This window comes from Marivita lacus, from assembly GCF_014637725.1.
In the GTDB taxonomy this organism is placed as follows: domain Bacteria; phylum Pseudomonadota; class Alphaproteobacteria; order Rhodobacterales; family Rhodobacteraceae; genus Marivita; species Marivita lacus.
In genome coordinates this window covers 163,034-188,344 of the sequence record NZ_BMFC01000007.1, presented here as the reverse complement: position 1 = coordinate 188,344, position 25,311 = coordinate 163,034, and the positions used below count along the sequence as shown (strand labels likewise).

Annotated in this window: 27 protein-coding genes and 1 pseudogene; 8 read left to right on the top strand and 20 right to left on the bottom strand. The window is 61.0% G+C overall.

The window, feature by feature from the left end; all coding sequences use genetic code 11:
* Nucleotides 1–2: 2 nt before the first annotated feature.
* Genes IEV82_RS23625 through IEV82_RS14505 form a run of 4 tightly spaced genes read left to right on the top strand, consistent with a single transcriptional unit; the run spans nt 3 to nt 3,435 of the window.
* Entirely contained in the window at nt 3–383 is a 381-nt protein-coding gene (locus IEV82_RS23625) for a hypothetical protein (RefSeq protein ID WP_229747817.1), read from the top strand.
* A 50-nt stretch (nt 384–433) separates the two neighbouring features.
* Complete coding sequence (locus IEV82_RS14515) at nt 434–1,411, top strand: Bug family tripartite tricarboxylate transporter substrate binding protein (protein WP_229747816.1); 978 nt, start codon at nt 434–436, stop codon at nt 1,409–1,411.
* 46 nt (nt 1,412–1,457) lie between these two features.
* Nucleotides 1,458–1,907, top strand: coding sequence for a tripartite tricarboxylate transporter TctB family protein (locus IEV82_RS14510; protein WP_188482751.1), 450 nt, complete (start codon nt 1,458–1,460; stop codon nt 1,905–1,907).
* A gap of 22 nt (nt 1,908–1,929) precedes the next feature.
* Nucleotides 1,930–3,435 (top strand): tripartite tricarboxylate transporter permease, encoded by a 1,506-nt coding sequence (locus tag IEV82_RS14505; protein WP_188482750.1) that lies wholly within the window; start codon nt 1,930–1,932, stop codon nt 3,433–3,435.
* 603 nt (nt 3,436–4,038) lie between these two features.
* Here IEV82_RS14505 and curA read toward each other — a convergent pair.
* The 3 genes from curA to IEV82_RS14490 are packed head-to-tail and all read right to left on the bottom strand — an operon-like array spanning nt 4,039 to nt 7,181.
* Nucleotides 4,039–5,070 (bottom strand): NADPH-dependent curcumin/dihydrocurcumin reductase, encoded by a 1,032-nt coding sequence (gene curA, locus IEV82_RS14500; RefSeq protein WP_188482749.1) that lies wholly within the window; start codon nt 5,068–5,070, stop codon nt 4,039–4,041.
* A gap of 57 nt (nt 5,071–5,127) precedes the next feature.
* Nucleotides 5,128–5,745, bottom strand: coding sequence for an SDR family oxidoreductase (locus tag IEV82_RS14495; protein ID WP_188482767.1), 618 nt, complete (start codon nt 5,743–5,745; stop codon nt 5,128–5,130).
* Between the two features lie 59 nt (nt 5,746–5,804).
* On the bottom strand, nt 5,805–7,181 hold the full coding sequence (locus IEV82_RS14490) for an NAD-dependent succinate-semialdehyde dehydrogenase (RefSeq protein ID WP_188482748.1): 1,377 nt from the start codon (nt 7,179–7,181) through the stop codon (nt 5,805–5,807).
* A 318-nt stretch (nt 7,182–7,499) separates the two neighbouring features.
* On the opposite strand from IEV82_RS14490, the gene IEV82_RS14485 reads away from it, so the two are divergent.
* Complete coding sequence (locus IEV82_RS14485; protein WP_188482747.1) at nt 7,500–7,892, top strand: DUF3775 domain-containing protein; 393 nt, start codon at nt 7,500–7,502, stop codon at nt 7,890–7,892.
* Nucleotides 7,893–8,245: 353 nt separating this feature from the next.
* On the opposite strand, the gene IEV82_RS14480 is transcribed toward IEV82_RS14485, so the two are convergent.
* The 7 genes from IEV82_RS14480 to IEV82_RS14450 all read right to left on the bottom strand — a co-directional run bounded on the left by IEV82_RS14480 (nt 8,246) and on the right by IEV82_RS14450 (nt 14,648).
* Nucleotides 8,246–8,449 carry a PHB depolymerase family esterase gene (locus IEV82_RS14480; protein WP_229747815.1) on the bottom strand — a complete coding sequence of 68 codons (204 nt, stop codon included), beginning with the start codon at nt 8,447–8,449 and terminating at the stop codon, nt 8,246–8,248.
* A gap of 127 nt (nt 8,450–8,576) precedes the next feature.
* A complete protein-coding gene (locus IEV82_RS14475) occupies nt 8,577–9,056 on the bottom strand; it encodes a DUF411 domain-containing protein (RefSeq protein WP_188482746.1) in 480 nt (159 codons plus the stop codon).
* A 38-nt stretch (nt 9,057–9,094) separates the two neighbouring features.
* Complete coding sequence (locus IEV82_RS14470; RefSeq protein ID WP_188482745.1) at nt 9,095–11,284, bottom strand: heavy metal translocating P-type ATPase; 2,190 nt, start codon at nt 11,282–11,284, stop codon at nt 9,095–9,097.
* A 63-nt stretch (nt 11,285–11,347) separates the two neighbouring features.
* Nucleotides 11,348–12,031, bottom strand: coding sequence for a TVP38/TMEM64 family protein (locus IEV82_RS14465; RefSeq protein WP_188482744.1), 684 nt, complete (start codon nt 12,029–12,031; stop codon nt 11,348–11,350).
* 1 nt (nt 12,032) lies between these two features.
* Complete coding sequence (locus IEV82_RS14460; protein ID WP_188482743.1) at nt 12,033–12,419, bottom strand: DUF302 domain-containing protein; 387 nt, start codon at nt 12,417–12,419, stop codon at nt 12,033–12,035.
* A 259-nt stretch (nt 12,420–12,678) separates the two neighbouring features.
* Entirely contained in the window at nt 12,679–14,232 is a 1,554-nt protein-coding gene (locus IEV82_RS14455; RefSeq protein ID WP_188482742.1) for a multicopper oxidase family protein, read from the bottom strand.
* Between the two features lie 74 nt (nt 14,233–14,306).
* Entirely contained in the window at nt 14,307–14,648 is a 342-nt protein-coding gene (locus IEV82_RS14450) for a hypothetical protein (RefSeq protein WP_229747814.1), read from the bottom strand.
* 215 nt (nt 14,649–14,863) lie between these two features.
* Between IEV82_RS14450 and IEV82_RS14445 the strand changes: the two genes are divergently transcribed.
* Nucleotides 14,864–15,106 (top strand): c-type cytochrome, encoded by a 243-nt coding sequence (locus tag IEV82_RS14445; protein ID WP_188482770.1) that lies wholly within the window; start codon nt 14,864–14,866, stop codon nt 15,104–15,106.
* Nucleotides 15,107–15,291: 185 nt separating this feature from the next.
* On the opposite strand, the gene IEV82_RS14440 is transcribed toward IEV82_RS14445, so the two are convergent.
* Entirely contained in the window at nt 15,292–15,843 is a 552-nt protein-coding gene (locus IEV82_RS14440; RefSeq protein WP_188482741.1) for a Crp/Fnr family transcriptional regulator, read from the bottom strand.
* Nucleotides 15,844–15,896: 53 nt separating this feature from the next.
* Between IEV82_RS14440 and IEV82_RS14435 the strand changes: the two genes are divergently transcribed.
* Nucleotides 15,897–16,496, top strand: coding sequence for a hypothetical protein (locus tag IEV82_RS14435; protein ID WP_188482740.1), 600 nt, complete (start codon nt 15,897–15,899; stop codon nt 16,494–16,496).
* A 145-nt stretch (nt 16,497–16,641) separates the two neighbouring features.
* Nucleotides 16,642–16,728 (top strand): annotated as a pseudogene (locus tag IEV82_RS23615) (transposase); the annotation flags it as partial.
* 294 nt (nt 16,729–17,022) lie between these two features.
* On the opposite strand, the gene IEV82_RS14430 reads toward IEV82_RS23615, so the two are convergent.
* The 9 genes from IEV82_RS14430 to pstC all read right to left on the bottom strand — a co-directional run bounded on the left by IEV82_RS14430 (nt 17,023) and on the right by pstC (nt 25,205).
* Entirely contained in the window at nt 17,023–17,400 is a 378-nt protein-coding gene (locus IEV82_RS14430; RefSeq protein ID WP_229747813.1) for a type II TA system antitoxin, ParD family, read from the bottom strand.
* Between the two features lie 49 nt (nt 17,401–17,449).
* Nucleotides 17,450–18,325: a transglutaminase-like domain-containing protein gene (locus tag IEV82_RS14425; RefSeq protein ID WP_188482739.1), complete on the bottom strand. Its 876-nt coding sequence runs from the start codon at nt 18,323–18,325 to the stop codon at nt 17,450–17,452.
* A complete protein-coding gene (locus tag IEV82_RS14420; protein ID WP_188482738.1) occupies nt 18,322–19,371 on the bottom strand; it encodes a permease in 1,050 nt (349 codons plus the stop codon). Before IEV82_RS14420 ends, IEV82_RS14425 begins: the two co-directional genes overlap by 4 nt.
* 55 nt (nt 19,372–19,426) lie before the next feature.
* Nucleotides 19,427–19,744 (bottom strand): ArsR/SmtB family transcription factor, encoded by a 318-nt coding sequence (locus IEV82_RS14415; protein WP_188482737.1) that lies wholly within the window; start codon nt 19,742–19,744, stop codon nt 19,427–19,429.
* Nucleotides 19,745–20,307: 563 nt separating this feature from the next.
* Nucleotides 20,308–20,997: a phosphate regulon transcriptional regulator PhoB gene (gene phoB, locus IEV82_RS14410; protein ID WP_188482736.1), complete on the bottom strand. Its 690-nt coding sequence runs from the start codon at nt 20,995–20,997 to the stop codon at nt 20,308–20,310.
* Nucleotides 20,998–21,000: 3 nt separating this feature from the next.
* Nucleotides 21,001–21,729, bottom strand: a complete 729-nt coding sequence (phoU, locus tag IEV82_RS14405) for a phosphate signaling complex protein PhoU (RefSeq protein ID WP_188482764.1) — start codon at nt 21,727–21,729, stop codon at nt 21,001–21,003.
* A 13-nt stretch (nt 21,730–21,742) separates the two neighbouring features.
* Nucleotides 21,743–22,540 carry a phosphate ABC transporter ATP-binding protein PstB gene (gene pstB / locus IEV82_RS14400; protein ID WP_188482735.1) on the bottom strand — a complete coding sequence of 266 codons (798 nt, stop codon included), beginning with the start codon at nt 22,538–22,540 and terminating at the stop codon, nt 21,743–21,745.
* Between the two features lie 14 nt (nt 22,541–22,554).
* Nucleotides 22,555–23,859, bottom strand: a complete 1,305-nt coding sequence (pstA, locus tag IEV82_RS14395) for a phosphate ABC transporter permease PstA (RefSeq protein ID WP_188482734.1) — start codon at nt 23,857–23,859, stop codon at nt 22,555–22,557.
* 8 nt (nt 23,860–23,867) lie between these two features.
* Entirely contained in the window at nt 23,868–25,205 is a 1,338-nt protein-coding gene (pstC, locus tag IEV82_RS14390; protein WP_229747812.1) for a phosphate ABC transporter permease subunit PstC, read from the bottom strand.
* Between the last annotated feature and the right edge of the window lie 106 nt (nt 25,206–25,311).

Sequence of the window (25,311 nt, the reverse complement as noted above, 5' to 3'; positions counted from 1 at the left end):
TCATGGCTGATGACCACGGTGTTGGTCCGACGCAGGTGCATTGGGACACCCGCGCTCTGGATCACGGGGTGAGGCGCGAGCGTCTCGCGCTGGACCCTCAAACAGATTTGCGGATCACCCCGATTGCGGACGGCGAGACGCAGCAGGACCGCGTTATCGCCATGGACCGATTGCGTGACGTCTGGTTGGGCTTAGCCCGCCTTGCCGAAATGAATCTATGGAACGGACCCGCGCCGCCATGGGAGCCGATTACTGGCCCTAATGGATTTAGACATGCTCAACTCAAGATTGCGGCCTTGTGCCGCTATTCCGTCGATCAGTTCCAAGCGTCGCGCCTTGTCGCGCCAGAAGAGCTTTTCGAGACGTCCCTGCTCAAGACCTGAGGGCAGAACAGGGATCGCCAACTGACCATAACTTCAACGGGAGGACTGCAATGTTTAGACGAACCTTTACCCTTGGATCCGCAGCGCTGTGCGCGAGCCTGTACGCCGGGCTGGCTGCTGCCCAAGACATGCGCGCGCCTACGGGGCCTATTGAATTCACCGTGGGCTCGGGCGCAGGCGGTTCGCCCGATGTCATCATGCGCACCTTCGCGCAGATCCTGAGCGAGCAGGGCCTCGTCGAGAACCCCATCGTGGTGCAAAACCGCTCGGGCGCCGGTCATTCCAACGCCTATAACCACGTTCTGGGCCTGTCGGGTGATGAGAACACGCTTCTCACTCTGGCCTCACCGGTGTTCACCACGCCCATCGTTCAGGGCACGCCATCGGTGATCGACCAGATCACGCCTATCGCCTTGCTGGCTGAATCCGAACTGATCGTGCTGACAACACCGGACAGCGCCTTCAACTCATTGCAGGATGTCGTGGCAGCGGCCACCGAAGCACCGGGCCGCGTTCGTGTTGCGGGCGGGTCGTCGGGCGGCAACGATCACATTCTGACCGGTCTGTTGGAAACCGCGACCGGAACGACGATCACGTACATCCCTCATGAAAGTGGCAGCGCCGGGCGCGCGACCTTCCTGGGTGGCAATGTCGAGCTGCACTTTGCCACGCTGTCCGAGGCGCTGGAACTGGTCCAGTCGGGCTCGGGCAAGCCGTTGGCCATTTTTTCGGCTGAGCGTCGCCCCGAAGAGGTCTTTGCGAATGTGGCCACAGCTCAAGAGCAGGGCGTTGATGTTGTCTACACCCAGTTCTGGGGTGTCGGCGGTCCGGCGAACCTGGACCCCGCAGTCGCAGCCTGGTGGGCCGAAAAGTTCAAGGCCGCAACGGAAACTGCGCAGTTCCAGACCTGGCTTGGGGAAAACCTGTACCGGGCCAACCCCCTGACGCTGGCCGATGCAGGGGCATATTTCGCCGAAGGTCAACAGACGTTCCGCGATGTGCTGACCCAGATCGGCCTGGCCAAGTAAGGCCAAGTCGTTCTGCGGAATACGAAAGAGATAGGGAGGGGATATCATGCGCCTGGTCGAGTGTGTGCCGGCAGCATTCATGCTGGTTCTGGCCTGTGGCATAGCCATCGGGACAAGTGGCCTGAACCTATGGGATGGCCCGACGCCGGGCGCGCGGTTCTTTCCCATTATCCTTGCCATCGCCGCAACGGCGGTGGCGCTTGCCTTGCTGTTTGCACAATGGCGCGGGTTCGAGAAGGTCGAGTTGGATTTCCCAACCCGGCTTGGCGCGGCCCGCGTCGGGGCCACGATATTGGCGTTGATCGCACTTGCGGCCGGTATACCCTTGGTTGGCTTTGTGCCAATGGTCGCGGCATTCGTGGCGCTCATGCTGATCTTGGTTCTACGACAGCGCATCGCAATTTCGCTGATGGCCACCGCGATTGTCGCGGGTTTCATCCACTTTGTCTTTGTCCGCTGGCTGTCGGTGCCTTTGCCGATGCCGTTCGGCATCTGATCGCTTCGGGAGGGACTAGAAAATGCTCGACCAGCTATTCATCGGATTTGCCACGGCGCTTGAGCCGAACAATCTGCTGTTCATCTTTCTGGGCGTCCTGATCGGCCAGATCGTGGGGGCGTTACCCGGGCTTGGCCCTTCGGCGGGCATGGCGTTGCTGCTGCCGTTGACCTTTGGGCTGGAACCTGTGACGGCGGTGATGATGCTGGCCGGGATCATGTACGGTGCGCAATACGGCGGCACACTGACTTCGGTGCTGATCGCGGTTCCGGGAGAAGCGTCTGGGGTGATGACTGCCGTGGATGGCAACGCCATGGCGCGCAAGGGCAGGGCGGGCGCGGCGCTGTCGATTTCGGCCATCGGGTCGTTCATTGCGGGGATCGGGTCGGTTATGGCGGTGGCCCTTTTGGCCCCGCCCTTGGCCAGTTTTGGACTGAAATTCAATGCGCCGGAATACTTCCTGTTGGCGCTTTTGGGAATTCTCGCCATCGGCAGCCTGGGTGGCTCGCCACTCAAATCCTTGGGAGCGGCGCTGATTGGTCTGATGATCGCGCTGATCGGGGTTGATCCGCTGACCGGTACGCCCCGGTTGAGTTTCGATCAGCCAACTCTCATGAAGGGCATTGATTTCATCCCGGTGGTGATCGGGGTTTTTGGTATCGCTGAAGTGCTGGCCTCGCTTGAACGGATCGAGTCGGTTCAACCCATTCGCACCCGTCTGCGCGACATGTGGCTGACAAAGGCCGATTGGATGAAATGCCGGTTCTCGATCGTGCGGGGCGGGGCCATCGGGCTTTTCGTGGGCATCATGCCGGGGGCGGGTGCGTCGATCGCGTCGTTGCTGGCCTATCTGACCGAGCGCAAGTTCAGCAGTACACCCGAGGATTTTGGCAAAGGTGCAATCGACGGTGTTGCGGCTGCCGAAGCGGCTAACAATGCGGCGTCACACGGTGCTGCCATCCCGATGCTGTCGCTGGGCATTCCCGGCTCGGCCTCGACCGCGATTTTGCTGGCCGCGCTGATCCTACATGGAATCCGGCCCGGCCCTCAGCTTATGATGCAGGAATCAGTGCTGGTCTGGGGCCTGATCGCCAGCATGTTTGTCGGCAACCTGTTCCTGCTGATTCTGAACTTGCCACTGGCCCCAGTGTTTGCGGCACTTTTGCGCATCCCTTACGTCTATCTGGCACCGGCGATCTTGGGTGTTTCACTGGTCGGAGCCTATGCCGCGACTTTGGACATCACCACAGTCTGGATGTCGCTGTTCTTTGGTGTGCTGGGTTATCTGATGATCAAGTTCGACGTCCCGCGCCCACCGCTGGTTCTGGCGCTGGTTCTGGCATCACTGATGGAGATGTCGCTTCGCCAGGCGCTTTTGTTGTCCTTCGGCAGCCCGATGATCTTTGTCGAGCGGCCGATCTCTTTGATCCTGCTGACGGCGGTGATTGCCGCACTTCTGCTGCCGGTGTTTGCGGCGGTGCGGCGCAGGCGCGATGCACTGCGGGCCGGGGTGGGTACCGGGCGCTGACCCTTGGCACCTGCCAAGGCGGTTCTTCCCAACTCCGGTTTCGTCCACCAGCCCGGATAATAGGCAATGGCCCGTGGGTCGTGGCGACTCCTGCGGGTCAGCACCCAACGGTCGAACCCGTTTTCTTGTGATGTCCCCAATGGCAGGCAAGCCCAATCATAGAGGCGCGGCCCCTTTGCGCCTTCCCCGGCGGCACAGGACTGCCAGGCTTCGGCATCAAGTTCTGCAAAAAGCGTGTACGGATCGGTCCGGATCAGCATCTGCTCCTTGAAAATGCCGGGCCGATAAACTCTTTCAGCTCCTCAAGGGCGACCCGCCAATCGACAAGCGTTCCCGTCCAATCTGCTACAGACATGATGACCAATCCCCGCAACATACTGTCGTTGGAAAGGAATCAGACATACGAGAAAAATCCAAATGTAGTAGTAAATCGGGCTGAATATCACGGTCGATGCGCTATCCGGGGTCTTGCCGCCCGAGCCTTGCCTCGCCCCGCTTGGGTGGGTGTTTATCTCCGTTACGGTCTGTGACTGCCCGTATCAAAGCATCTCGAGCAATTTGCGCGCGGCCTCTCCGGATGGTGCCTTTCGATCTGTTTCTGTTTCAAGCGGTCAGCTTGATGACGCGCTTGCCGAAAGCCTCGCCATTGAGCAATCCGACAAAGGCCGCTGGGGCGCGTTCCAGCCCCTCGATCATTTCCTCACGGTATTGGACCTTTCCAGCCTTGACCCACGTGCCCATCTGCTTGGCGAATTCGGGATAAAGGTGACCGAAGTCGTCAAAGACGATGAAACCGCGCAGGGTCATCCGCTTGCGCAGGATCGTGCCCAGCAACAGGTTCAGCCGGTCCGGGCCATCCGGCAGTGCGGTCGCGTTGTATTGCGAGATCAGGCCGCAAACCGGGATGCGGGCTTTTGGGTTCAGCAGCGGCAGAACCGCATCGAAGACCGCGCCGCCGACATTCTCGAAATAGATGTCGATGCCGTCCGGCACCGCCGCTTTTAGCGCGGTCGGAAAACCGTCAGCCTTGTAGTCGATGCACGCATCGAATCCCAGAGTGTCGACCACATGGGCGCATTTCGCAGCCCCGCCCGCGATCCCGACAACATGCAGTCCCAGGATCTTGCCAACCTGACCGACGGTGGCCCCCACCGGACCGCTGGCCCCGGCGACGACCAGTGTCTCGCCCTTTTTCGGCTGGCCGATCTGTGTCAGGCCCGCCCAGGCGGTCAAACCCGGCATCCCCAGCACACCGAGCGCCCAAGAGGGGTTTTCGGGCGATGTGCCCATATTGATGACGCCGGTGCCGTCGGACAGGGCATAATCCTGCCAGCCGCCGAATGCCTGTACCCAGTCGCCCGCCACAAAGCCCGCCACGCCGGATGACACGACCTGCGCGACGGTGCCGCCGACCATGACCGCGCCGATCTCGACCGGGGCGGCATAGGAGGGCGCATCGCTCATCCGGCCCCGCATGTAAGGGTCCAGCGAGAGATATGCGTTGCGCAGCAGCATCTGACCCTTGCCGGGGCTCGGCACCTCATCGGTTTCCAGCCTTAGGGTGCTGTCGTCCGGCGCGCCCTTGGGACGCTTGGCAAGGACAAACTTGCGGTTCACGCTGTCGGATTGCGTCATGGTTCGATACCTCGTCTGGAAAACCGCGTTGCCGAAAATTTTAGGATGTTCGAAAGCCTAGACATGTTGCAGGGAACGTCCGGCGGACTGCATAAGGTGCACCATTCCGTCTAAACTGCCTGACATCGCGGCCTCGGCCAGAACGTGAGCCACGTCCGCACGCGAGGCTTGTGCCGAGATGTCCACCTCGTCGCCGAGGGTCACCCTGACACTGCGGCCGTCGTTGTTCAACGCCACAGGGCGAAGGATAAAATAGGTCATGCCAGAGGCCTTGAGGTGTTCATCTGCTTCGTGCTTGGCCTTCAGGTAATGCGCCATTTCGCCCGTGGGGTCTGACTGGTCCGCCCCGACCGAGCTGAGCATCACGAAGCGTTTCACCCCTGCGTCAGCGGCCAGATCGATCAGGCGTTTGGCGCCGTCCCGATCCACCTTATCGGTCATCTCCGGGCCGGTAGACCCGCCGGAGCCTGCCGCGAAGATCACGGCGTCCATCCCGTCGCAGACGCCATCTTGCAAGTTTGTCAGATCGCCTTTGCGCAGGTCAACGCCTTGTGGAAGCGCGCTGGTGTCGGAGCTTTCGCGGACCAGCGCTGTCGGCTTGTGGCCCTGATCGACTAACTCCTGAACAAGATGCAGGCCGGTTTTGCCGGTTGCGCCGGCGACGAGGATGTTCATGTTCATTGGCTGGTCCTTCGTGGATATTGAGTTGAGTGAAAGCCTTGGATCAGGCGTGATCACGGCAGAAAGATCGATTTCACGTTGACGAATTCCTTCATGCCGAAGCCGCCATGCTCGCGTCCGTAGCCGGAATCCTTGACCCCACCAAAGGGCATGTTCGGATCGGCGGCCCCGAACGAGTTGATGCGGATCATGCCAGTGTCGAAGTGATCGCGGGCGAGCTTGAGGGCGCGGTCCTCGTCCTTGGAAAAGATCCCGCCGCCCAGACCATATCGGCTTTCATTGGCCAGACGCATGGCGTCGGCGTCATCCTTGGCGCGGATGACCGACGCTACAGGACCGAAAATCTCATCATCATAGGCGGGCATGCCGGGCGCAAGATCGGCCAGCACCGTGGATGGATAGTAGGCTCCGATGCGATCTGGTGCCTCTCCGCCGCACAGAACCGTTGCGCCCTTGGCAACGCTGTCGTCGACTTGCGTCTTGACCGTGTCGAACTGGTCCTGGCTCGACAGCGGGCCAAGCTGGCTGTCCGCATCCGTGGGATCGCCCAGACGGATACCCTTCATCTCCGCCACGAACGCATCGACGAATACGTCGTAAACCTTGTCGGTTACGATGAAACGCTTGGCCGAGATGCAGGTCTCGCCGTTGTTGTAGAGCCGCCCCATGACCGAGAACTTGACCGCCGTCTCGATGTCGGCGTCCTCGAGCACGAGGTAGGCATCGTTCGATCCCAGTTCGAGCACGGTTTTCTTCAGCGCTTTGGCGGCGACGGCACCCACGTGGCGCCCGGCCCCGTCACTGCCGGTGAGCGTGACGCCGCGGACTTTTGGGTGCGCGATCAATTTGTCGCTGGTGTCGTGATCGATGATGACGACCTGAAACAGATCCTTGGGCAAGCCCGCCTCGATGCACAGCTCGCGCAGACGCAGACCAGACCCGGTGCAGATGCTGGCGTGCTTCAGCACGCAGCCGTTGCCCGCCATCAGGTTGGCGGCCAGCACGCGGATCGGCTGGTAGAGGGGAAAGTTCCACGGCTGGATCGAATAGATGACGCCGATCGGCTGGTAGCTGACGACGCCGCGCTTCTGATCAGCACCGTGCGTGCGGTCTTCATCGGCCAGCACCTCGGGACCGTACTGGGCGGTGTAGTCACAGATCGCCGCGCAGATCTCGACTTCGGCTTGGCCGTCTTTCAGAAGCTTACCAGTCTCGGCCGTCATCAAGGCGGCCAGTTCGTCGGCGTGCTCGCGCAGCGTCTGGCCGATCTTGGTCAGGTACGGCGCGCGTTCGTGATGCGTCAGTTTGCGCCACTCCTGAAACCCGGCGTGGCAGGCCTCGATCCGGCCCGTCGCCTCCTGTTCGGTCATGAGGGTGTAGCTCTGGATTTCTTGCTCGGTCGCGGGATTGATTGTGGAAATTGTCGTCATGCGGGCCCCTTTACAATTCCATAGGCAACGCTTGGCGTCGCCACGCGTTCCTTCCCCGTGACGGCAGTGATGCAGTCAGGCGCCACATGAAGTCTAAGTCAGCCGGGCCGCCGGTGTGCTAATCCAGATCAGCAGGCTGGGCTTCATCATGGATGAGGTTCTGTTTCGGCAATGCGCCGGGTCTGAGGCGGCCCTGCGGCCGGTTCGACCCTCGTCGAGAACGCTGCCGGAGCGAATGCGCGCAAGGCGTCATGATCGAAATCAGTGTCACGCCTCCGCCACGTGCTACCCTGAGAGTGCACCGAACAGGAGATACCTATGGCCGCGCTGCCCTTTAACGATACCCGGATCGAAGAACTGGTACTGCGGTTCAACGCCGTCATGGCGAAGGAAGGGACGGATATCTCCGACCTTGGCGGGAATGCCACGGACGACGAGGTGACCGCGACCCTGCAGGAAACCGAGGGCGATCTGAGCCGCAACGAGATCACCCAAGAAATCGAAAGCATGAACGACGAACAGCAGGACGCGCTCGTCGCGCTGTTCTGGATCGGCCGCGGCGATGCGGAACCCGCGGCCTGGGAGCAGACCAAAGCCCTCGCGCGACAACAGCACGATGGGCTGGTGAGCCGTTATCTCCTCGGCAGGCCAATGGTGGGAGAGTACCTCACCGAAGGTCTGGAAAAGATGCTGAAATATGGTGTCGACTGATGTGCGGATGGATGCCTGTGGTCACGTGACGGTCGACGTCGTCCGCCGAAGCCACCTGGTCTTTTTTGAAAGCGGGCAGCCGTGAACACCATGTCGCAATCCTGCCGGTTCTGACGGCCATCTTAAGTTCGGTCAATTTCCGATTGGCGTTCTTGCCGGACACTGATGGCCTGCTCGTGATGGCGCTTGACGCTTCGCTGGGTGCCATCGGTGCCAAGGCGGCGATGCCGGCAATTTGTGTACGGTGGCCCCGATCGCGCCGATGAGACGCCCCGGATCAGGCAGGATCATCCCGTTGGGAAATTGCAGGGTAAAGGCCGCAGACACCTGCTTTGCGCCAGACTGGACAATTATCAGATCAACGATACGCCTGATTTGGGCACGCGCGCTGAAGGCTCCGGCGAGAGGAAGGCTTGCGACGGGTCGATGGCGTGATCGTCAACGACCCGTGTGATCATCTGCCGAATAGAGAGCGGTTCGCCGCCGCCACGTTGGCTGTTGCCGGTCTGGAACCAGTTGAAGCTCCCGATGAGATTGTTGGCCACGACAAGAAGCATAACCTGCTCCCCCCCCGCTGCCCGAGGGACCGGCATCGAGGGTATGCTAAGCGACTACACCGTGATGCTGCAACAGGCGCGCCTGTGTTCTTGTCCCCTGATCAGAAGCGGAGTCCCAGCTTCAAGGTCATGCGGCAGCGTAGCTGGTGAAAACTTCGATCGATCCGTCGCGCCGCATGAGGAACACGTCATAGGCGTCGCGCGCGCTTTCCGGCCCCATGCCGGGCGATCCGTAGGGCATGCCGGGCACTGCGAGGCCAACCGCGTCGGGGCGTTCCACCAGCAGACGGTGAATGTCGGCAACAGGGACGTGGCCCTCTATCATGTAGCCGTCCACGCGACCCGTATGGCAGGAGACCATCTCCCGCGGGATGCCGTTGTCCAGCTTGTAGCGCATCAGAAGCGTTCCGGCGCTCGCCTCGGTCGTGACTGCGAAGCCGTCATTCGCGAGGATATCGATCCAGGCCGAGCAGCAGCCACAGTTTGGGTCCTTCATCACGTGGATCGACGGACCCACGCCTTGCGCCAACGTCCGAAGGGGCAAGGTGGCCACGAGCGAGGTCGCTCCGACCAGGATCGCGCGGCGAGAAATCATTTCATGGGTCATATGGTTTTCCTTTCTGATTGGTGTGGTGTGCCGGCAGGTCAGAGATCGACCCGCCTCAGCCGCAGAGCGTTGGAAATCACCGAGACCGAGGACAGGCTCATGGCCGCCGCCGCGATCATAGGCGAGAGCAGAAGGCCGGTAACAGGGTAAAGCAGTCCTGCCGCGATGGGGACGCCAAGGGTGTTGTAGGCGAAGGCGAAGAACAGGTTCTGCTTGATGTTGCGCAGTGTGGCGCGCGCGAGCTTGCGCGCGCGCACGATACCCATGAGGTCGCCGCCCAGCAGTGTGATCCCAGCGCTTTCCATCGCCACATCCGCGCCCGTTCCCATGGCGATACCCACATCGGCGGCGGCCAGTGCCGGCGCATCGTTCACACTGTCGCCTGCCATCGCGATCTTGTGTCCGTCGCGGCGCAGCTGCTCGATCAGGTCCTTCTTACCCTCGGGCAGGATACCCGCACGCACTTCGTCGATCCCCAGCTTGCGCGCCACCGCCTGCGCCGTGCGTTCGTTGTCGCCCGTCGCCATGATGACGCGCAGCCCTTGTGCATGAAGTTCCTTGATCGCCTGTCCGGTGCTGTCCTTGATCGGGTCCGCTACTGCAACGATACCGGATAGCACACCATCGACGGCGACGAACATGGCCGTCTTGCCTTCGGCGCGCAGGGTGTCGGCCTGCGCCTCGGCGCCTTCGACGATAGCTTCGGCCAGCGGGTGTTCCGACCCGCGCTCCAGGGCTGCGGCGAGCGACAACAGATCCGTTTCTGCCAGATCGCCGAGTGCGATCGTATCGGTCAGTTTCGGCTTGCCCAAGGTCAGCGTGCCGGTCTTGTCCACGATCAGCGTATCGACACCTGCCATGCGCTCCAGCGCCTCGGCGTCCTTGATCAGCACGCCCGCCTGCGCGCCACGTCCCGCCGCCGTGGTAATCGAGATTGGCGTGGCTAGACCCAGCGCGCACGGACAGGCGATGATCAACACCGACACAGCAGAGGCGATGGCGAAGACCAGCGCGGGCTCTGGGCCGAAGATCAGCCAGACGATGAAGGCGACAATGGCGATGGCGACGACCGTCGGCACGAAGACTGCCGACACCCGGTCCGCCAGCCCCTGGATCGGCGCGCGGGAGCGGCGGGCGTTCGACACCATGACCACGATCTGTGCAAGCACCGTATCCGCGCCAACCTTGCCCGCCTCGATGACGAGACTGCCGTTCTTGTTGATCGTGGCCCCGGTCACCGCATCGCCCGGGCCCTTCTCCACCGGCATCGACTCGCCAGTCAGCATGCTTTCATCGAGCGAAGACCGGCCCTCGATTACAACTCCGTCCACCGGCACCGCATCGCCCGGGCGCACCCTCAGCCGGTCGCCTTCCATGATGTTTTCAAGCGGCGCGTCATATTCGCTGCCGTCCGGCAGGATGCGCCGCGCGGTCTTGGGTGCCAGATCCAGGAGCGCACGGATCGCGTCGCCTGTGCGTTCGCGCGCGCGCAGTTCAAGAACCTGGCCCACGAAGACCAAAGTGACGATCACCACGGCCGCCTCGAAATAGGTGCCGACGCCCGCGCCCATCCGGTACTGTTCGGGGAAAACGCCCGGAAGGAAAGTGGCGACGATCGAATACAGGTACGCCGCCGCCACGCCGAGGCTGATCAGCGTCCACATGTTGGGGGATCGGTTCACAACCGAGTCCCAGCCACGCCGGAAGAACGGCAAGGCGGCCCAGAGGATGATCGGCGTGGCCAACACGAATTCGAGATAGCTCGCGGTCTGGTGCCCGATCCAGTCTCGTACCGGCAAGGCGACGAGTTCGCCCATTGTCAGGATGACAAGCGGCACCGCCGCGGCGGCGGAAATCCACATCCGCCGCGTGAAGTCGGTCAATTCCTCGCTGGGCTCGTCCGACGGCACCATGGGCTCCAGCGCCATGCCGCAGATCGGGCAGGACCCGGGCGCATCGCGGACGATCTCCGGATGCATCGGACAGGTGTACTGGACGTTGGCCGGTGCCGCCTTTTTCTGCCCGGACGCCCGGCCCGAGGCGTAGAACCACGGATCCGCCTTGAACTTCGACTGGCACTTCTCCGAGCAGAAATGGAAGGTCTCGCCCTGGAACTCGGCGTGACGCCCGTCAGGCTTGACCGTGACCGTCATCCCGCAGACCGGGTCCTTTGCCGTTTCGGACCCAGCCGGGATGTCGGGCGCCGCGTGATGATGGTCATGCTCCATGGTCTGCCAGCCTTTCGATGGTTTTTGCTTGCCGCGTCCAGCCGTTGGAAGCTCAAGCCCTTTTCAAGGTCGGTGGTGCGCAGCTTTTTCGGGCCTTCTCCGCAGCGCCACCCAGAGAAGCGGTAAGCCTGTCACAAGCCCAAGTCCGAACACCGCCCATGTCGCGCGCCCGAGGTCTCCGCTCACCGCCTCACCGCCGAAATGAGCGAGCAGGAAGCTTGCCGGTATGATCCCCGCCAGTGTTGCGATGGCGAAACGCCAGGCGTGCAATCGGCTCAGCCCGGCGGCGTAGCTGATCATGTCGAAGGACAAAAAGGGCATCAGGCGGCTGGCGAAAACCATCGCCGTCAACGCGTTCTGCGAGCCGAGGAGGCCCGCATCAACCTTGTTTCCGAAAACCCGCCGAAGGGCATCATGCCCCAGAATCCGTGCAAGACCAAAGGCGATCAGAGCCCCAAGTTCCGCGCCGATCACAACCATCACAGTGCCCCAGACGTGCCCGTAGGCAGCCCCCGCCGCCAGCGCGATGGGCGCGCTCGGGATTGGACTGGCCACGACCGCGAGTGTCATGAGCGTGACGATAACAACGGGCCCCCAGAGACCCGCGCGCGCCACCAGTATTTTCACGCGCTCTGGCTCCAGAAGGTCGCGCGCCTCGGTGAACACCGAAGGCGCGAATACCCAGACAGCGAGCAGTCCGATCCCGAGGATCGCAAGGCCCGCGAGAATGGTGGCGCGCAGGCTCATCTCAGATCGCCTCGATCGCCTTGGCCAGAAGGTCGCGGACGTCGCTCGCCACGGCTGTCAGTTCGGCGTTCTCGATCGCCTGCATCGACGCCACCGGGTCGATGGCGCTGACCTCAATGCCGTCCTCGACTTCGCGCAGGATGACGTTGCAGGGGAGCATCGCACCAACACGCGGCTCAATCCCGATGGCCTGATGCGCCATCTTTGGATTGCAGGCGCCAAGGATGCGGTAGGCCGGCATCTCGACATCGAGTTTCTTCTTCATGGTCGCCTTGACGTCGATCTCGGTCAGGACACCGAAGCCATGATCCGCCAGCGCCTTGCGGGAGCGGGTGTCGACATCATCGATACCGGTGTCCGGGATCATGCGATTGATCGTGTAAGTCATTGAGACGTCCTTTCTCTCACTTTCGAAGATATTTGAGCAGCGCCGCTATGGCCAAAACCACCAGCATGATGATCAGCAGGTCGAAGAGCCAGCCACCCCATTCCGAAACCCATTCCGTTCCAGTTCATCATCTTGTGCTCCTTGGTTTCATCTGTAGGTTTGCGCCTTTTTGCTGGCACTCACGACAACATGGGGCAGGACAGCATAGGATTGCTGCCGGGAGGGTCGCCCTATCCGGGCGCTCCGGCCCGGATCATGCCTATGCCGTGACGGCGAACTCGGTCATCATGCCGGTCGCGAGGTGCGGCATGTGGTGACAATGCAGCATCCAACGGGCGGCCTCGCCCGCATAGAGGGCGACATCAACCATGGACATCGGTGGAACGTGAACCGTGTCGCGCAGTGCACCGGCAATACGCCGCCCGTTCAGGCCGACGACCTGAAACACATGACCGTGAAGATGCATCGGGTGAGCCATCATCGACATGTTGTGGAACGACAGCACGACCCGTTCGCCGCTGCGCGCGGTGATCGGCTGGTGCTGGCCCCAGACGGCCCCGTTGATCGTCCAGACATAGGGCTGCATCGAACCGCCAAGCATCAGCATATGTCTGCGGCCGACCGGGCGTTCAGGCAGGGCATCGCGGGCAATGAGGCGCGACTCCTGCGCCAGATCGGTGTCGAACGCGGAAGCCTCGGCTTCCGCCATGGCATCGATGCGCCGGACCTCGGCACCCTGTGTGGCAAGGATCAGCCCGGTGCGCTCTCGCGCGCCTTCGCGCAGCGCAAGGATCGGCCAGGCGCCGCCTTCGTTCGGCAGGTCGATGTCGAGATCCAGCCGCTGCCCCATCGCCAGCCCGAACCGTGTGCCCGCGACAGGCTGGACGGCATGTCCGTCCGTCGCGACAAGTCGCGCCTCGGCACCGCCGGTGTCGATCCAGAACACCGTGGCAGCCGCGGCATTGATGACCCGCAGCCGGATGCGCCCGCCACGCTCAACCTGCACCAATTCGGGGTCCGACAGGGTCCGGTCGTTGGCAAGATAAGCATCCCAGTCGTAATCGTTCAGGTCCATGGCCATGCCGCTCATCTGGCCGCCCATGCCCATCATCCCGCCCATTCCGGGCATGTTGCGCATCTGCATGCCGTCCGTGGCGCCATGGCCCATGGCCCCGTGATCCATGCCCTGAATTCCACCCATGCCTTCCATTGGCATGCCTTGCGCGGTCGGCGCACCGAAATCCGCGCCATGGCCTGCGCCGTGTCCGCCGCCATGGCCGCCACTGATCTCCGCCAGAACCTCCTCGGGGGTCTTGAAGGAGAAATCATGCAGGAACATCACGACCTCCTGCCGGTCGGCGGTCAAATCTTCCTGCGAGCGCACGATCAGCGGCGCGGCGAGCAGTTGCATCTCCTGCACCGGCACATGGCTGTGCATCCAGTGGGTGCCTGGCTGCGCCTCGAAGTCGTAGGAGCGGGTCTCGCCCGGGGCGAGAAGGGGCATCGGCATGTCCGGCACGCCGTCCTGCACATTGGGCGGGACCTGACCGTGCCAGTGGATGATGGTGCCGACATCGAGATCGTTCGTCAGGTCGACCCGGAACCTCTGGCCGGGGTCGAGGATCAGTCCCTGACCGCCGGGGCCGACAAGGCCAAAGACCGTTGCCGCGCGCCCGTCGATATCGAGCGTCCGGGTTGCAGCCTTAAGGCTGATCGGTGCCATTGTCTGCGCCAAGGCAACATGGGGCATCTGTGCCGCGCCAATGGCGGCGGCACTTGCGGCAAGAAAGCCGCGTCGTGAAAGCGTGTTCATGGTTGTCTCCTCGGGACATCCCGTCCCGTTCATAAATCCCGGTGGATGCGCTGCGGACCTTGGCCCATGCGCGTTCAGAGGAGACGGAGTTTGGGAGGTCGTTCGTTCATTCCTGGCGCGCGGCTGACGTGGATTGCCTCGGACGGTGCATCATGACTGGTAGTGCCGTGGACGTGCCCGGCTTCGCCGCCTGCCGACGTCAGGAAGGGCGCGAGGCCTGCGCAGACGAATTCGCACATCTCGGCATCGACCGGTCCACAGTGCTCTCCAGCGTCACAGCCGACGTCCGCGATCACCGGCGCGTGCGTCATGTCGGCGACATGCATCGCGTGATCCGCACCGGAATTCATGCCCATGCGCGCCGCATGCGCGGTGGTCACCGTCGTCACCACGGTGATCGCGAGTATGGCCAGCATGGTGACGAGACGTGCGCATATTCTTTAGAAATAGGTAATCCTCACGAGAATGTCCATTGTCGTAGGCGCCTCGCCGCTGGCAGAATTTGGGCGCTGCCAAACGCGAATGATATTTTTCAGCGATCCGGGACGGACGTCTTGGAAGAAACTCTTCGAAATACTGACGGGATCGGTCTGATCGTCGGAGGACGTCATCGCCAAAGGACGCCAGGCCCATGCAGATCACTGCGCCGCCTGCCACGGTGCGGATCTCCAGAGCCTGCCCGACTGGCGCACGCTGCTTGCATCCGGCCGAGTGCCGCACCGCCGCCGTCGTCGCTGGCGGATACGAGAGCGACATGTCCGGCTTCGCAGACGTACTGAGCGATGCGGAGATCCGTGTCGTGCTTGACTATATCAAGACCACATGGCCGGAGCGCGAGCGCAGCTATCAGTTGGAGGTCTCGCGCTCCAAATGAGGGCCTCCCCACGAAACGGAGACCACAAACGGTATCCTTGTCATCTGGTTTCATCAGGGCGGTTTCAACAGCACCGGCAGAGAGGCCGTTCACTGCCAGGCGGGCGCGCCGCGACACACACGTCACGTCATCCATTGCGTGGGGTGGCTGAAGCCCGCGATTCAAGCCAGTTCATTCCTGGATTGCTACAGCGATTGATTATTTGTTCGGCGGCGCGAAAGCTCGCGATAGAGCGCCTCCCGAGTGACACCCAATTCCGCGGCCATCTCCTGCCAACGGCCTTTCTCAGGCAGGGCGTTCCCTTCTGCGAGCCATGCGTCAAGACGGTCCGCAACCCTTGGCAACGACCGTATCTCCGACCTGAGCCGTGCAGCCTGAACGCTGCGGGCCAGTAGCGCGGACCAGCTTTCCGCCAGTGCTGGCTCGTCGGCGAGCGCGGACAAGAAGCGCGCCTTCGGCAGACCTGCGACCACGCTTTCCTCAGCGGCGACGGCATCGCAGTGGTACCGGGTCGAATAGGCGGATGCTTCGGCGATCACCGCGCCCGGGAGGGCGTTCTGCAGGACCATCTGCGCACCATGCGTCGTGTGACGTTGCAGATGCACCCTGCCAGAGCGCACCATGTAAATGTCAGTGACGGATTTGCCCGCTGCAAACAGCACCTGACCAGAGGCAAGCCTGGTGTCGCGTGCATCTTGAAAAAGCAAGGAAATCGACGGCTGCATGATCATGATCATATGGCTGGTGGCATTCCTCTGCAACAAGGGGTTATGCACCCAATGGAGGCTCCATGATCCGTCTTATTTTTGTCGTCGCTTTTCTTTCCGTTCCCGGCGTGGCGTTGGCGCAGAGTGCGACCGCACAACATGGGGGCATGCAGCACGGGCAGCACATGACAGGCATGTCCCACGAGGGTCATGGGATGAACACGGACGCTGTTCCCGCAGAGCTCATGGAGGGTGGCCAATCTGCCTTCGCCGCCATTCAGGAGATTGTCGCGCAGCTGATGTCGGATCCGACGACGGACTGGGGCCGCGTCGATATCGAAGCGCTACGTCAGCATCTGATCGACATGGACAACGTGACGCTCCGCGCCCGCGTCAACGTCGAGGAGATCGAAGGCGGTGCCCGCTTCGAGGCCACGTCGGAGGACGCGGCCGTCACCAGTTCGATCCGCGCCATGGTTCCGGCCCACGCAGAGACCATGGATGGTGCCGAGGGCTGGACAATGCAGGCGTCGGAGATCCCAGGTGGCGCGGCCTTGGTCGTGACAGGCACCGACCCTGACCGCATCAGGGCCCTCGGGTTCATCGGCGTATTGACGGTTGGGATGCATCACCAAGCTCATCACCTTGCCTTGGCGTCCGGGCATAATCCCCACGCGCATTGAGTTTGAGAAGGACACCCAGGGTTCAGGGTTCGCTTTAAACTGGTGCGACTTCGGTGGGCGCGGGATCATTGACGGGTAATCTCCCCCGAAAGTAAGGGGCTGCAAAAGTAGAATTTTCTCGGCAAGATGAACGAGGAGATTTCGAATGAAGACAAGCAGATACACTGAAGCGCAGATCATCGCGATCCTGCGTCAAGCCGAAGGCGGTGTTCCGGTGGCTCGTCTGTGTCGACTTCTTTCAACTTTGGGGAACTTGTCGAAAGCAGGCCTTCGATGGGAACTCGGGAAGGACGTTAAAACCTGTCCTTGAGCCTCTGCAGGGCATCCATTTTCTCGTGCAGGACGGCGATGATAATCGGGAGGTCAATGATCATCCAGAAGATGTAGTGATGTTGGCACCGATGGATGCAGACCTCGTCAGGCAATTGCGGCAATGATCTTCACGCCGCTCGTCTGCTCGCGATCGCGTCGAAGCAGTCCCCGAGCTGATCCAGGTACTTGTCCGCTTGTTCGGGTCCCCAGGTTTCTAAACCCCTGCGCGACTGCGCTCTTCGCGGCGGATCTCGTCAAGGGACTTACCTGAAAGCTGGCCGCGCCGCGCCTGCTCGATCCTCGGCTCCAGGAAGTTGGCCAGTGCCATGAAAGCCTGGTCCTCGCTCTTGCCGTCGAGGGCAGGGGCGTCGCCAAGCGCTCGGCCCAAAACATAGTCCTTGATGCTCTGCCCCTTGAGAGCAGCGATGGCTTTGAGCTTCTGGTGGTCTTCCGGCGAGATGTCGATCGAGAGTCTGGGCATGCCAAAAGGATAGTCGATCATGTCCCACATTACAACATTTGTTGAAGCTGAAGGGTTCAGCAATGCCTCGCCGAACACCTCCGTCGCACCCCAAGCAGCTGATCGCGCCATTGCTTGATCTCGTTTGGATGCACGTGTTTTTCCAATCGCATCCGACCGTTCAGTCGACAGGTATCATGGTACGGGAAGTTTGACTCTTTTCGGACACTGCGGACACACGTGCTTTGAGCTTCAGCCGCTGCGGTTCTCCCTCCTTGGGTATTCGCATAGGTCCACCCAGCAACTTGAGACATGCATTTCGATCACCGAGTTCGTAGTGATGTCCCATCGAGTGCGTCACTGCTACGCGCTCACCAGGGCGGGGGTTCAGTCCAGGCCGTGTTGGGCCAAGGCCCGCCTTGATGTGGTGTGCGATGTCCCACTCCAGAATCTCACCCTGATATCTGGTCGCAACCCAGCAATGTCCGTCGTCGGTCATGCCGCCTCGTTCCTGGGGGAAGAAGTAACCATAAAGATATGCCGCCTCGTACCCGGCCGCCCGGAGGCTGGCGACAAGATACGTGTTGATGTCGACGCAGGAACCGGGGGTCAGTCCGCAGGACAAATACGGGACGGCGTCCAAACCGTCGGTAAACCTGTTCTTTGGGTGCCCGTATTCGAAACGGGCTTCGGCCTCGGCAACCAGCGCTTCGATCCCCGCGCGACCTCCGCCCGCCTCCTGCATGATCGCGCGGCTCGCATTGGTCAGCGCCACCGCCGCACGGGTATGGCGAGTGTCGCGAGGGCGAAAGGCGGCTTCGGGATACCCATAGGCATGGGCACTATCCGCGACGGCATAGTGCAGCCGGACTGGTCCGTGTCCATCGGGTGCGATCAAAACCGCACCCAAGCCGAGATCAGCTTCTGTTGCCACTGCCGTGATTTGCCCGCCGGTCACCGTCAACTGCGTGACCGCCTGATATCGGGTCGACGTGCCCGTGGGGGCAAGGATCAACTCATCGACCGGCTCTGTGATATCAAATTCAAGCGTTCTCATACCATCACCCAGAATTGGAACAGCAGTCCGGATGCGAAAGCTCCGGTCAGCGACAAACCGATATAGAGCGCAAAGACCTGCGGTTTCGCGAGTGCCCAAACCGCCATCGCTGCCGGGATCGATGTCACTCCGCCTGCCACGAGGAAGGCCATACCCGCGCCGGGTGCCATGCCTTGTTCGATCAGTCCGCCGACCAGTGGAAGCGCCGCGTAGCCATTGAGATAGGCGGGCACACCCACAAGCGTGGCGATCACGATGGGCATGAGCCCTTCGCCCCCGAGCGCCCCGGTGACGGTTTCCGCCGGGATCCATGCCAGCATCAGGCTTTCAAGGATGAACGCCAGTGTCAGCCATTTTGCGAGGAAAAGCGTGGTGGTGAGTGCAGTCTTGCCGAACTTAGCGCGGCGTTCGGCATCTTGCCAGAAGCGCCAGATTACAGGCTTGGGAGCGCGGATCTTCGCACCGCCGCAGCCGCCATTGCCAATCCCTTCGCGCAGCGGATCAGTAAAGGCACCGCCCTTCATCATCAGATGAACCACTGAGCCACCGAACACACCCAGTCCGATCGCAGCCATCGTCTTTGCCACGGCAAATTCAAGGTCAAGCACCCCGGCTGTCAGCACAAACATCGATGGGTCCATGATTGGTGAGGCAAGCCAGAAGGCCATGACAGCAGAGAGCGGCACCCCCATGGCGAGCAGCGCCGCAATGAGCGGTATCACACCGCAGGAGCAGAAGGGCGAGATGCCGCCAGCCAACGCACCTAACCCGATCATGAGAACCGGCGCGCCGGTGAAGGCTTTTGCAATAAGGTTGTCGGCCCCTGTCGCGTTGGCCCAAGCGGCGATCGCGATGGACAGGATAAGAAACGGCGCAGTATTCATCAGCGCTGTCCCGGCAAAAACTGCACTGTCTTTCGCTTGAGGGGCGTCAAAAAATGCAAGGGCTGCGAGGATTATTGCAGAAGCCAGCCAGACCCGCTGATCCTGCCAAAGGTGGCGCAGGGCTGACCTTAAGCCTGGCGTTATGAGGGTTGTATCTGCCATCACTAAATCTCCGGAATTACGGTTGTTTTTGGAAAAGAAAAAGATCGGATCAAGATCACGCCGCGTCCTCCGAAGACAGCACCGAAACACCGGAGCAGCATTCAGAGGTCAGAAAACCCACAACCCGATGCATCGCCGGAAAATCGACCCGGTTGAACACTTCGCGGCCCTGTTTGTCTTGAAGGACAAGTCCGGCATCTACGAGCGTAGACAGATGGTGTGCAAGCGTCGACGGAGCGAGCCGAAGGTGGTCACCAATGTCACCGACCCGAAGGCCTTCGTCGCCTGCCTTCACCAGAAGGCGAAAGATCGACAAACGGGCATCGTGGCCAAGTGCGGCAAGGGCGCGGGCGTTGGGGCTGGTCATTGTCATGCAGTTAAAATAACCACAATTCTAGTTTTGTAAAGGATTCGATGAGAGGAAAATCTTTGCAGGCCGCAGCATGCCCTGCAGATTCCTTTCGAAACGGCACAAAGGCACCGCGCGTCCTGTCGCTATTCCCATTCCATTTGCTGAAAGGCTGCCTGCGCGTTGCGGCCTGCCAGTGCCTCGAACTGCTCGAGATAGGCGAAACCGGACTGACCTACTTGCGGTGCAGCCATAATGTCGCCGCCATCGGAGCCATTGCGCGTGCGGGCTGTCAAACACGAGACAGGTTTCGCGCAGAACCTTCATGTGCCGCGACATCCGGCTCTGGCTGGCTCCAAGGCTCACCATCAGTTCGCAAAGTAGACCACGGGCGGCACGGCGCGTCGTATCGGAAACCGCTGTCAGTCACTCTTGCATGACGGTCGTCTAGGCTCCGTCGCGCATATGCGCCTTGATTTCTATAAATTGGGATGACGGTGCGGCAAGTTGTAGATGTTTGAGGTGCTGTCAGAACGAGCGCAAGACCACGCGTTTCCGACAGCAGAGAAACAAGGTGCAGATCAGGGCTATCCCAAAGCATACCCGGCACCGCGCACGGTGCGCAGAGGATCGATGCCCCCGGCCATGGTCAGCGATTTGCGCAGGCGGCCGATATGCACGTCCACCGTCCGCGTATCGACATAGATGTCACGGCCCCAGACGCGGTCCAGAAGCTGCTCGCGCGACCAGACGCGGCCCGGTTTTTCCATAAGCGTGGACAGCAGCCGGAACTCGGTCGGGCCCAACTTGACCTCGGCCCCGTTGCGGGTAACACGGTGGGTCTCTGAATCCAGAATGATATCATCAAATTCGAGGCGCAGACCTGCCGCGCCGGGACGTGTGCGCCGCAATTGAGCGCGCACCCGCGCCATCAACTCGACCACCGAATAGGGCTTGATCACGTAATCATCCGCGCCGGTTTCCAGTCCGCGCACGCGGTCCACCTCTTCGGAGCGGGCCGAGAGCATGATGATCGGCACATTGCGCGTGTCGGCGCGCGTCTTGAGTTGACGACAAACCTCGATCCCGGACACGTTGGGCAGCATCCAGTCCAGCACGATGATGTCGGGCTGCTCCTCGTCGACGAGGAGCAACGCCTCTTCGCCGTTCTCGGCCTTGGCGACGCGAAAGCCCTCGGCCTCGAGGTTGTAGCCCAGAACTTCGCGTTGCGCAGGTTCGTCTTCGACGACCAGAACTGTGGGCTGGACGCTGCTCATATGTTAGACCCCTCGGCCTTGCATCGAAGACAGACCAAGATCAGTCGAAGTGTTGTCCTCTTTCTGGCGCGGCTCCTCGGGCTTTTCGCCGGTGACGAGGAACACCACCTGTTCAGCGATCGAGGTCACATGATCGCCCATGCGTTCGATGTTCTTGGCGATGAAATGCAGATGCATGCAGGGGGTGATGTTGCGCGGGTCTTCCAGCATGAAGGTCAGGAATTCGCGGAACAGCGTATTATACATCTGGTCGATGTCTACGTCGCGTTCGATCACGTCGCGAGCCAGCGCCTCGTCACGCTGGATATACGCATCAAGCGCATCCTTGAGCATGATCTGAACATCGCGGGACATGCGCCGCAATTGCGAAGTGGAGCCGCTGATCGCGGGCATGGACATCAGAACGGCATTGCGCTTGGCCAGGTTCTTGGCCAGGTCACCGATCCGTTCGAGATTGGCACTCATGCGCATCACCGACAGGATGACCCGCAGGTCGACGGCGGTGGGTGCGCGCAGGGCGATGACGCGGGCGGCTTCCTCGTTCAGAAGCTCCTCAAGGTCGTCGATCACGCGGTCATTTGCCCTGACCTGATCGGCCAGTTCCTGATCGCGTGTTTCAAGCGCCTGGGCGGCATCGAGGATCGCCTGTTCCACCAGGCCACCCATCTTCATGATGCGGGCCTGGATGCCTTCAAGATCGCGGTCGAACGCGCTTGAGATATGGTCTTGCATGGGGGGCACGATATTATCCAATCCGTCCGGTGATGTAGCTTTCGGTGCGGCTGTCTTCGGGGTTCGTGAAAATCTTGGTGGTGTCGTCGTATTCGACAAGGTTGCCCAAGTGGAAGAACGCGGTCTTCTGGCTGACCCGTGCGGCCTGTTGCATCGAGTGGGTCACGATCACAACTGCGTAGTTCTGGCGCAGTTCGTCGATCAGTTCCTCGACCTGGGCGGTCGCGATGGGGTCAAGCGCCGAGCAGGGCTCGTCCATCAGAAGCACTTCGGGTTCGGTCGCCACGGCGCGCGCGATGCACAGGCGCTGTTGCTGGCCACCCGACAGGCCGGTGCCCGGCGATTGCAGACGGTCCTTGACCTCGTCCCAGATGGCACCGCGGCGCAGGGCGCGTTCGACGATGTCATCCAGTTCGGCTTTGTTTCTGGCCATGCCGTGGATCTTGGGCCCGTAAGCGACATTGTCGTAGATCGACTTGGGAAACGGGTTCGGCTTCTGGAACACCATGCCGACCTTGGCGCGCAACTGCACCGGATCGACGCGCTTGTCATAGATGTCGTCGCCGTCGATGCGGATATCGCCTTCGACGCGGCAGATGTCGATCGTGTCGTTCATCCGGTTGATGCAGCGCAGGAACGTGGACTTGCCGCAGCCCGACGGGCCAATGAAAGCGGTGACGGTGTTGCTTTCGATCTCGACATTCACGTCCTTGATGGCGTGCGTGTCACCGTAATAAACCTGCACATTGCGCGCGGTGATCTTGACATCTGTCACAGCTACCTCGTTTCTTCCGTGGGGTACGTCGTACATGGTATTCACCTTTTTCACCACTTCCGCTCGAACCTGCTGCGCAGGTAGATCGCAATGGCATTCATGAAGATCAGGAATGTCAGCAGCACGAGTATGGCCGCGGACGTCCGGCTGACAAATCCACGTTCTGGACTGTCGGCCCAGATGAAAATCTGGGTGGGCAGGGCGGTTGCGCTGTCAAAGGGCCCAGACGGAGCAGATGTTATGAAGGCATTCATCCCGATCAGCAGAAGCGGGGCAGTTTCTCCGAGTGCCTGTGCCATACCAATGATCGTACCCGTCAGGATGCCTGGCATTGCCAGTGGCAGAACATGATGGAAAACGACCTGCTGTTTTGAGGCGCCAACCCCCAGAGCCGCTTCGCGGATTGACGGGGGTACGGCCTTGAGCGCGGCGCGCGTGGCAATAATAATCGTTGGCAAGGTCATGAGCGCGAGTGTCAGTCCACCCACGATCGGAGCCGATCGGGGCATGCCGAACCAGTTCAGGAAAACAGCCAGAGCCAACAGGCCGAAGACAACTGAAGGGACGGCAGCCAGGTTGTTGATATTGATTTCGATAATATCGCTCAGACGGTTTTTCGGCGCAAATTCTTCGAGGTAGATCGCTGCACCGATACCGAGCGGGAACGAGATCACAAAGCAAACCAGAAGTGCCCAGAACGATCCGACCAACGCGCCTTTGAGGCCTGCAAGTTCGGGAAAGCGCGAGTCAGCACTGGTGATGAGCGTGGTGTTGAGGGGGGCAGATATTACACCGGCTGCGTCAAGCGTGTCGAAATTTGCGATTGCTGCATCGTTAAGACGACGATTCTCTTCTGGTGTATCGCGCTTGATAAGCCCTTTGTTGAGTTGATCGAAATTATCGGATGCAGGAACCTTGATGGTGATGGTTTCGCCAATCAAAGACGGGTCAGCCAACACGCGATCGCGCAACTTAAGCTGGGCACCGCTGGACAAGACCTGCGTCACCTCTCGTGAGGCGATGCGGCTGGACATGTCGACGTCAGGGAAATACGCGCCGAGAGAAGCAGCAATCATGTCGTCGTAGTTGCCACGCGACAGATTCTCCGTGTCGACTTCTTCAGGGTCAACGAACACTTCCAGCTCGACATGGGTCTGCGTGAAAGCCGGATAGCCAGTGCTGATCAGCGATCCAACAAGAATGACCAGCATGGACAAGGCAAAGAAGATCGCTGCGATGCCAAAGCCCTGCAGAACTTTCTGTTTGCGATTGCGTCGGGCAAGGCTCTGGCGAACGAGTTCTGTAGAGGACCGGGAACGGTTGGACCCAGTTTGTTCTGGTGTGATATCGGTCATCTTGGCCCTCAGTCGTAGATTTCGCGGTATTTGCGGACGATCCGCAGCGCGAAGATGTTGATGATCAGCGTGGCAAGAAACAGCATCATGCCAAGAGCGAAAGCGGACAGGGTCTTGGGGTTGTCGAATGCCGTGTCCCCGATCAGAAGCGTGACGATCTGAACTGTTACTGCGGTGACGCTGTCGAGTGGGTTGATTGTCATCTTGGCGATCAGACCTGCCGCCATGACCACGATCATCGTTTCACCGATGGCGCGGCTGACAGCGAGCAGTACTCCGCCCACGATGCCGGGGATTGCTGCGGGAAAGAGAACGTTCAGCATCATCTCACCCCGCGTCGCGCCAAGAGCCAGCGCACCATCGCGCAGGCTACGCGGCACGGCCGAAAGCGCATCGTCGGCAAAAGACGAGATGAAAGGTATCAACATGATCCCCATGACCCCACCAGCAGCAAGCGCCGTGTTCGGAGCAACGTCGACACCAATCGATGCTGCGAATTGTCGAATGGCAGGCGCAACCGTGAGAACCGCGAAGAAGCCATAGACGACCGTGGGCACGCCGGCGAGAATCTCCAGAACCGGCTTCACCGATTTTCGGACACGCTGCGGAGCGAATTCGTTGAGGTAGATCGCTGTCATCAGGCCGACAGGAACCGCGACGAAAAGTGCCACGGCCGAGATGACGATCGTGCCGAGGAACACCGGAATAGCGCCGAATGCGCCCTCCGCGGCCACCTGATCTTCGCGGATCGGAATTTGTGGCTCCCAGCTTGTTCCGAACAGGAATTCGGTGATCGGTACGATCTGGAAGAACTTGATGGTCTCAAATGTCAGGGCAAACACGATGCCGATGGTGACGAAAATTGCGACGGTGGCGCAGAAGATCATCAGACCCAGCACGATGCGTTCCGCACCCTGACGTGCACGAAACTGTTCCACGACACTGCGCCGTGCGACCCAAAGCAGGATCGCGGCCGTGATCGCCACGAGCGCCACTAGGAGCCAGTCTGCGATCCGGTGATATCGTACCAGCCGTTCTGCTGCCTCGATCTTCCATGCCTCGGGCGTGCCGAACACCCTGCCACCCGCGATGGACTTGATTTCGGCGACGATAAGTTGCGACGCTCCGCTGTCGAGACCGTCGAATGTCCCTGCTGGAAGGCCCCTGAGCATGAACAAGTCGACAACTGCGCCTTCCAGCACGAGCCAAAACAGGATCCCCACAAACACAGGAACAAGGACTGATAAGGCTGCGAAAAGTCCGTGAAAGGATTCAAGCGAATGGAGCCGCGCGCCACCCGCGCGCATCGAGAGAGCGGCCCGCCTGTTCACGAAGTAAGCCAGCATTGTAGCGCCAAACAGGAGCAGAAAGGCGAATAAGACCATGACGGGACCATCAGACAGAAGTGCAAAATCCCGCCCGGACTGATTCCGGGCGGGATGGGTTCAACAG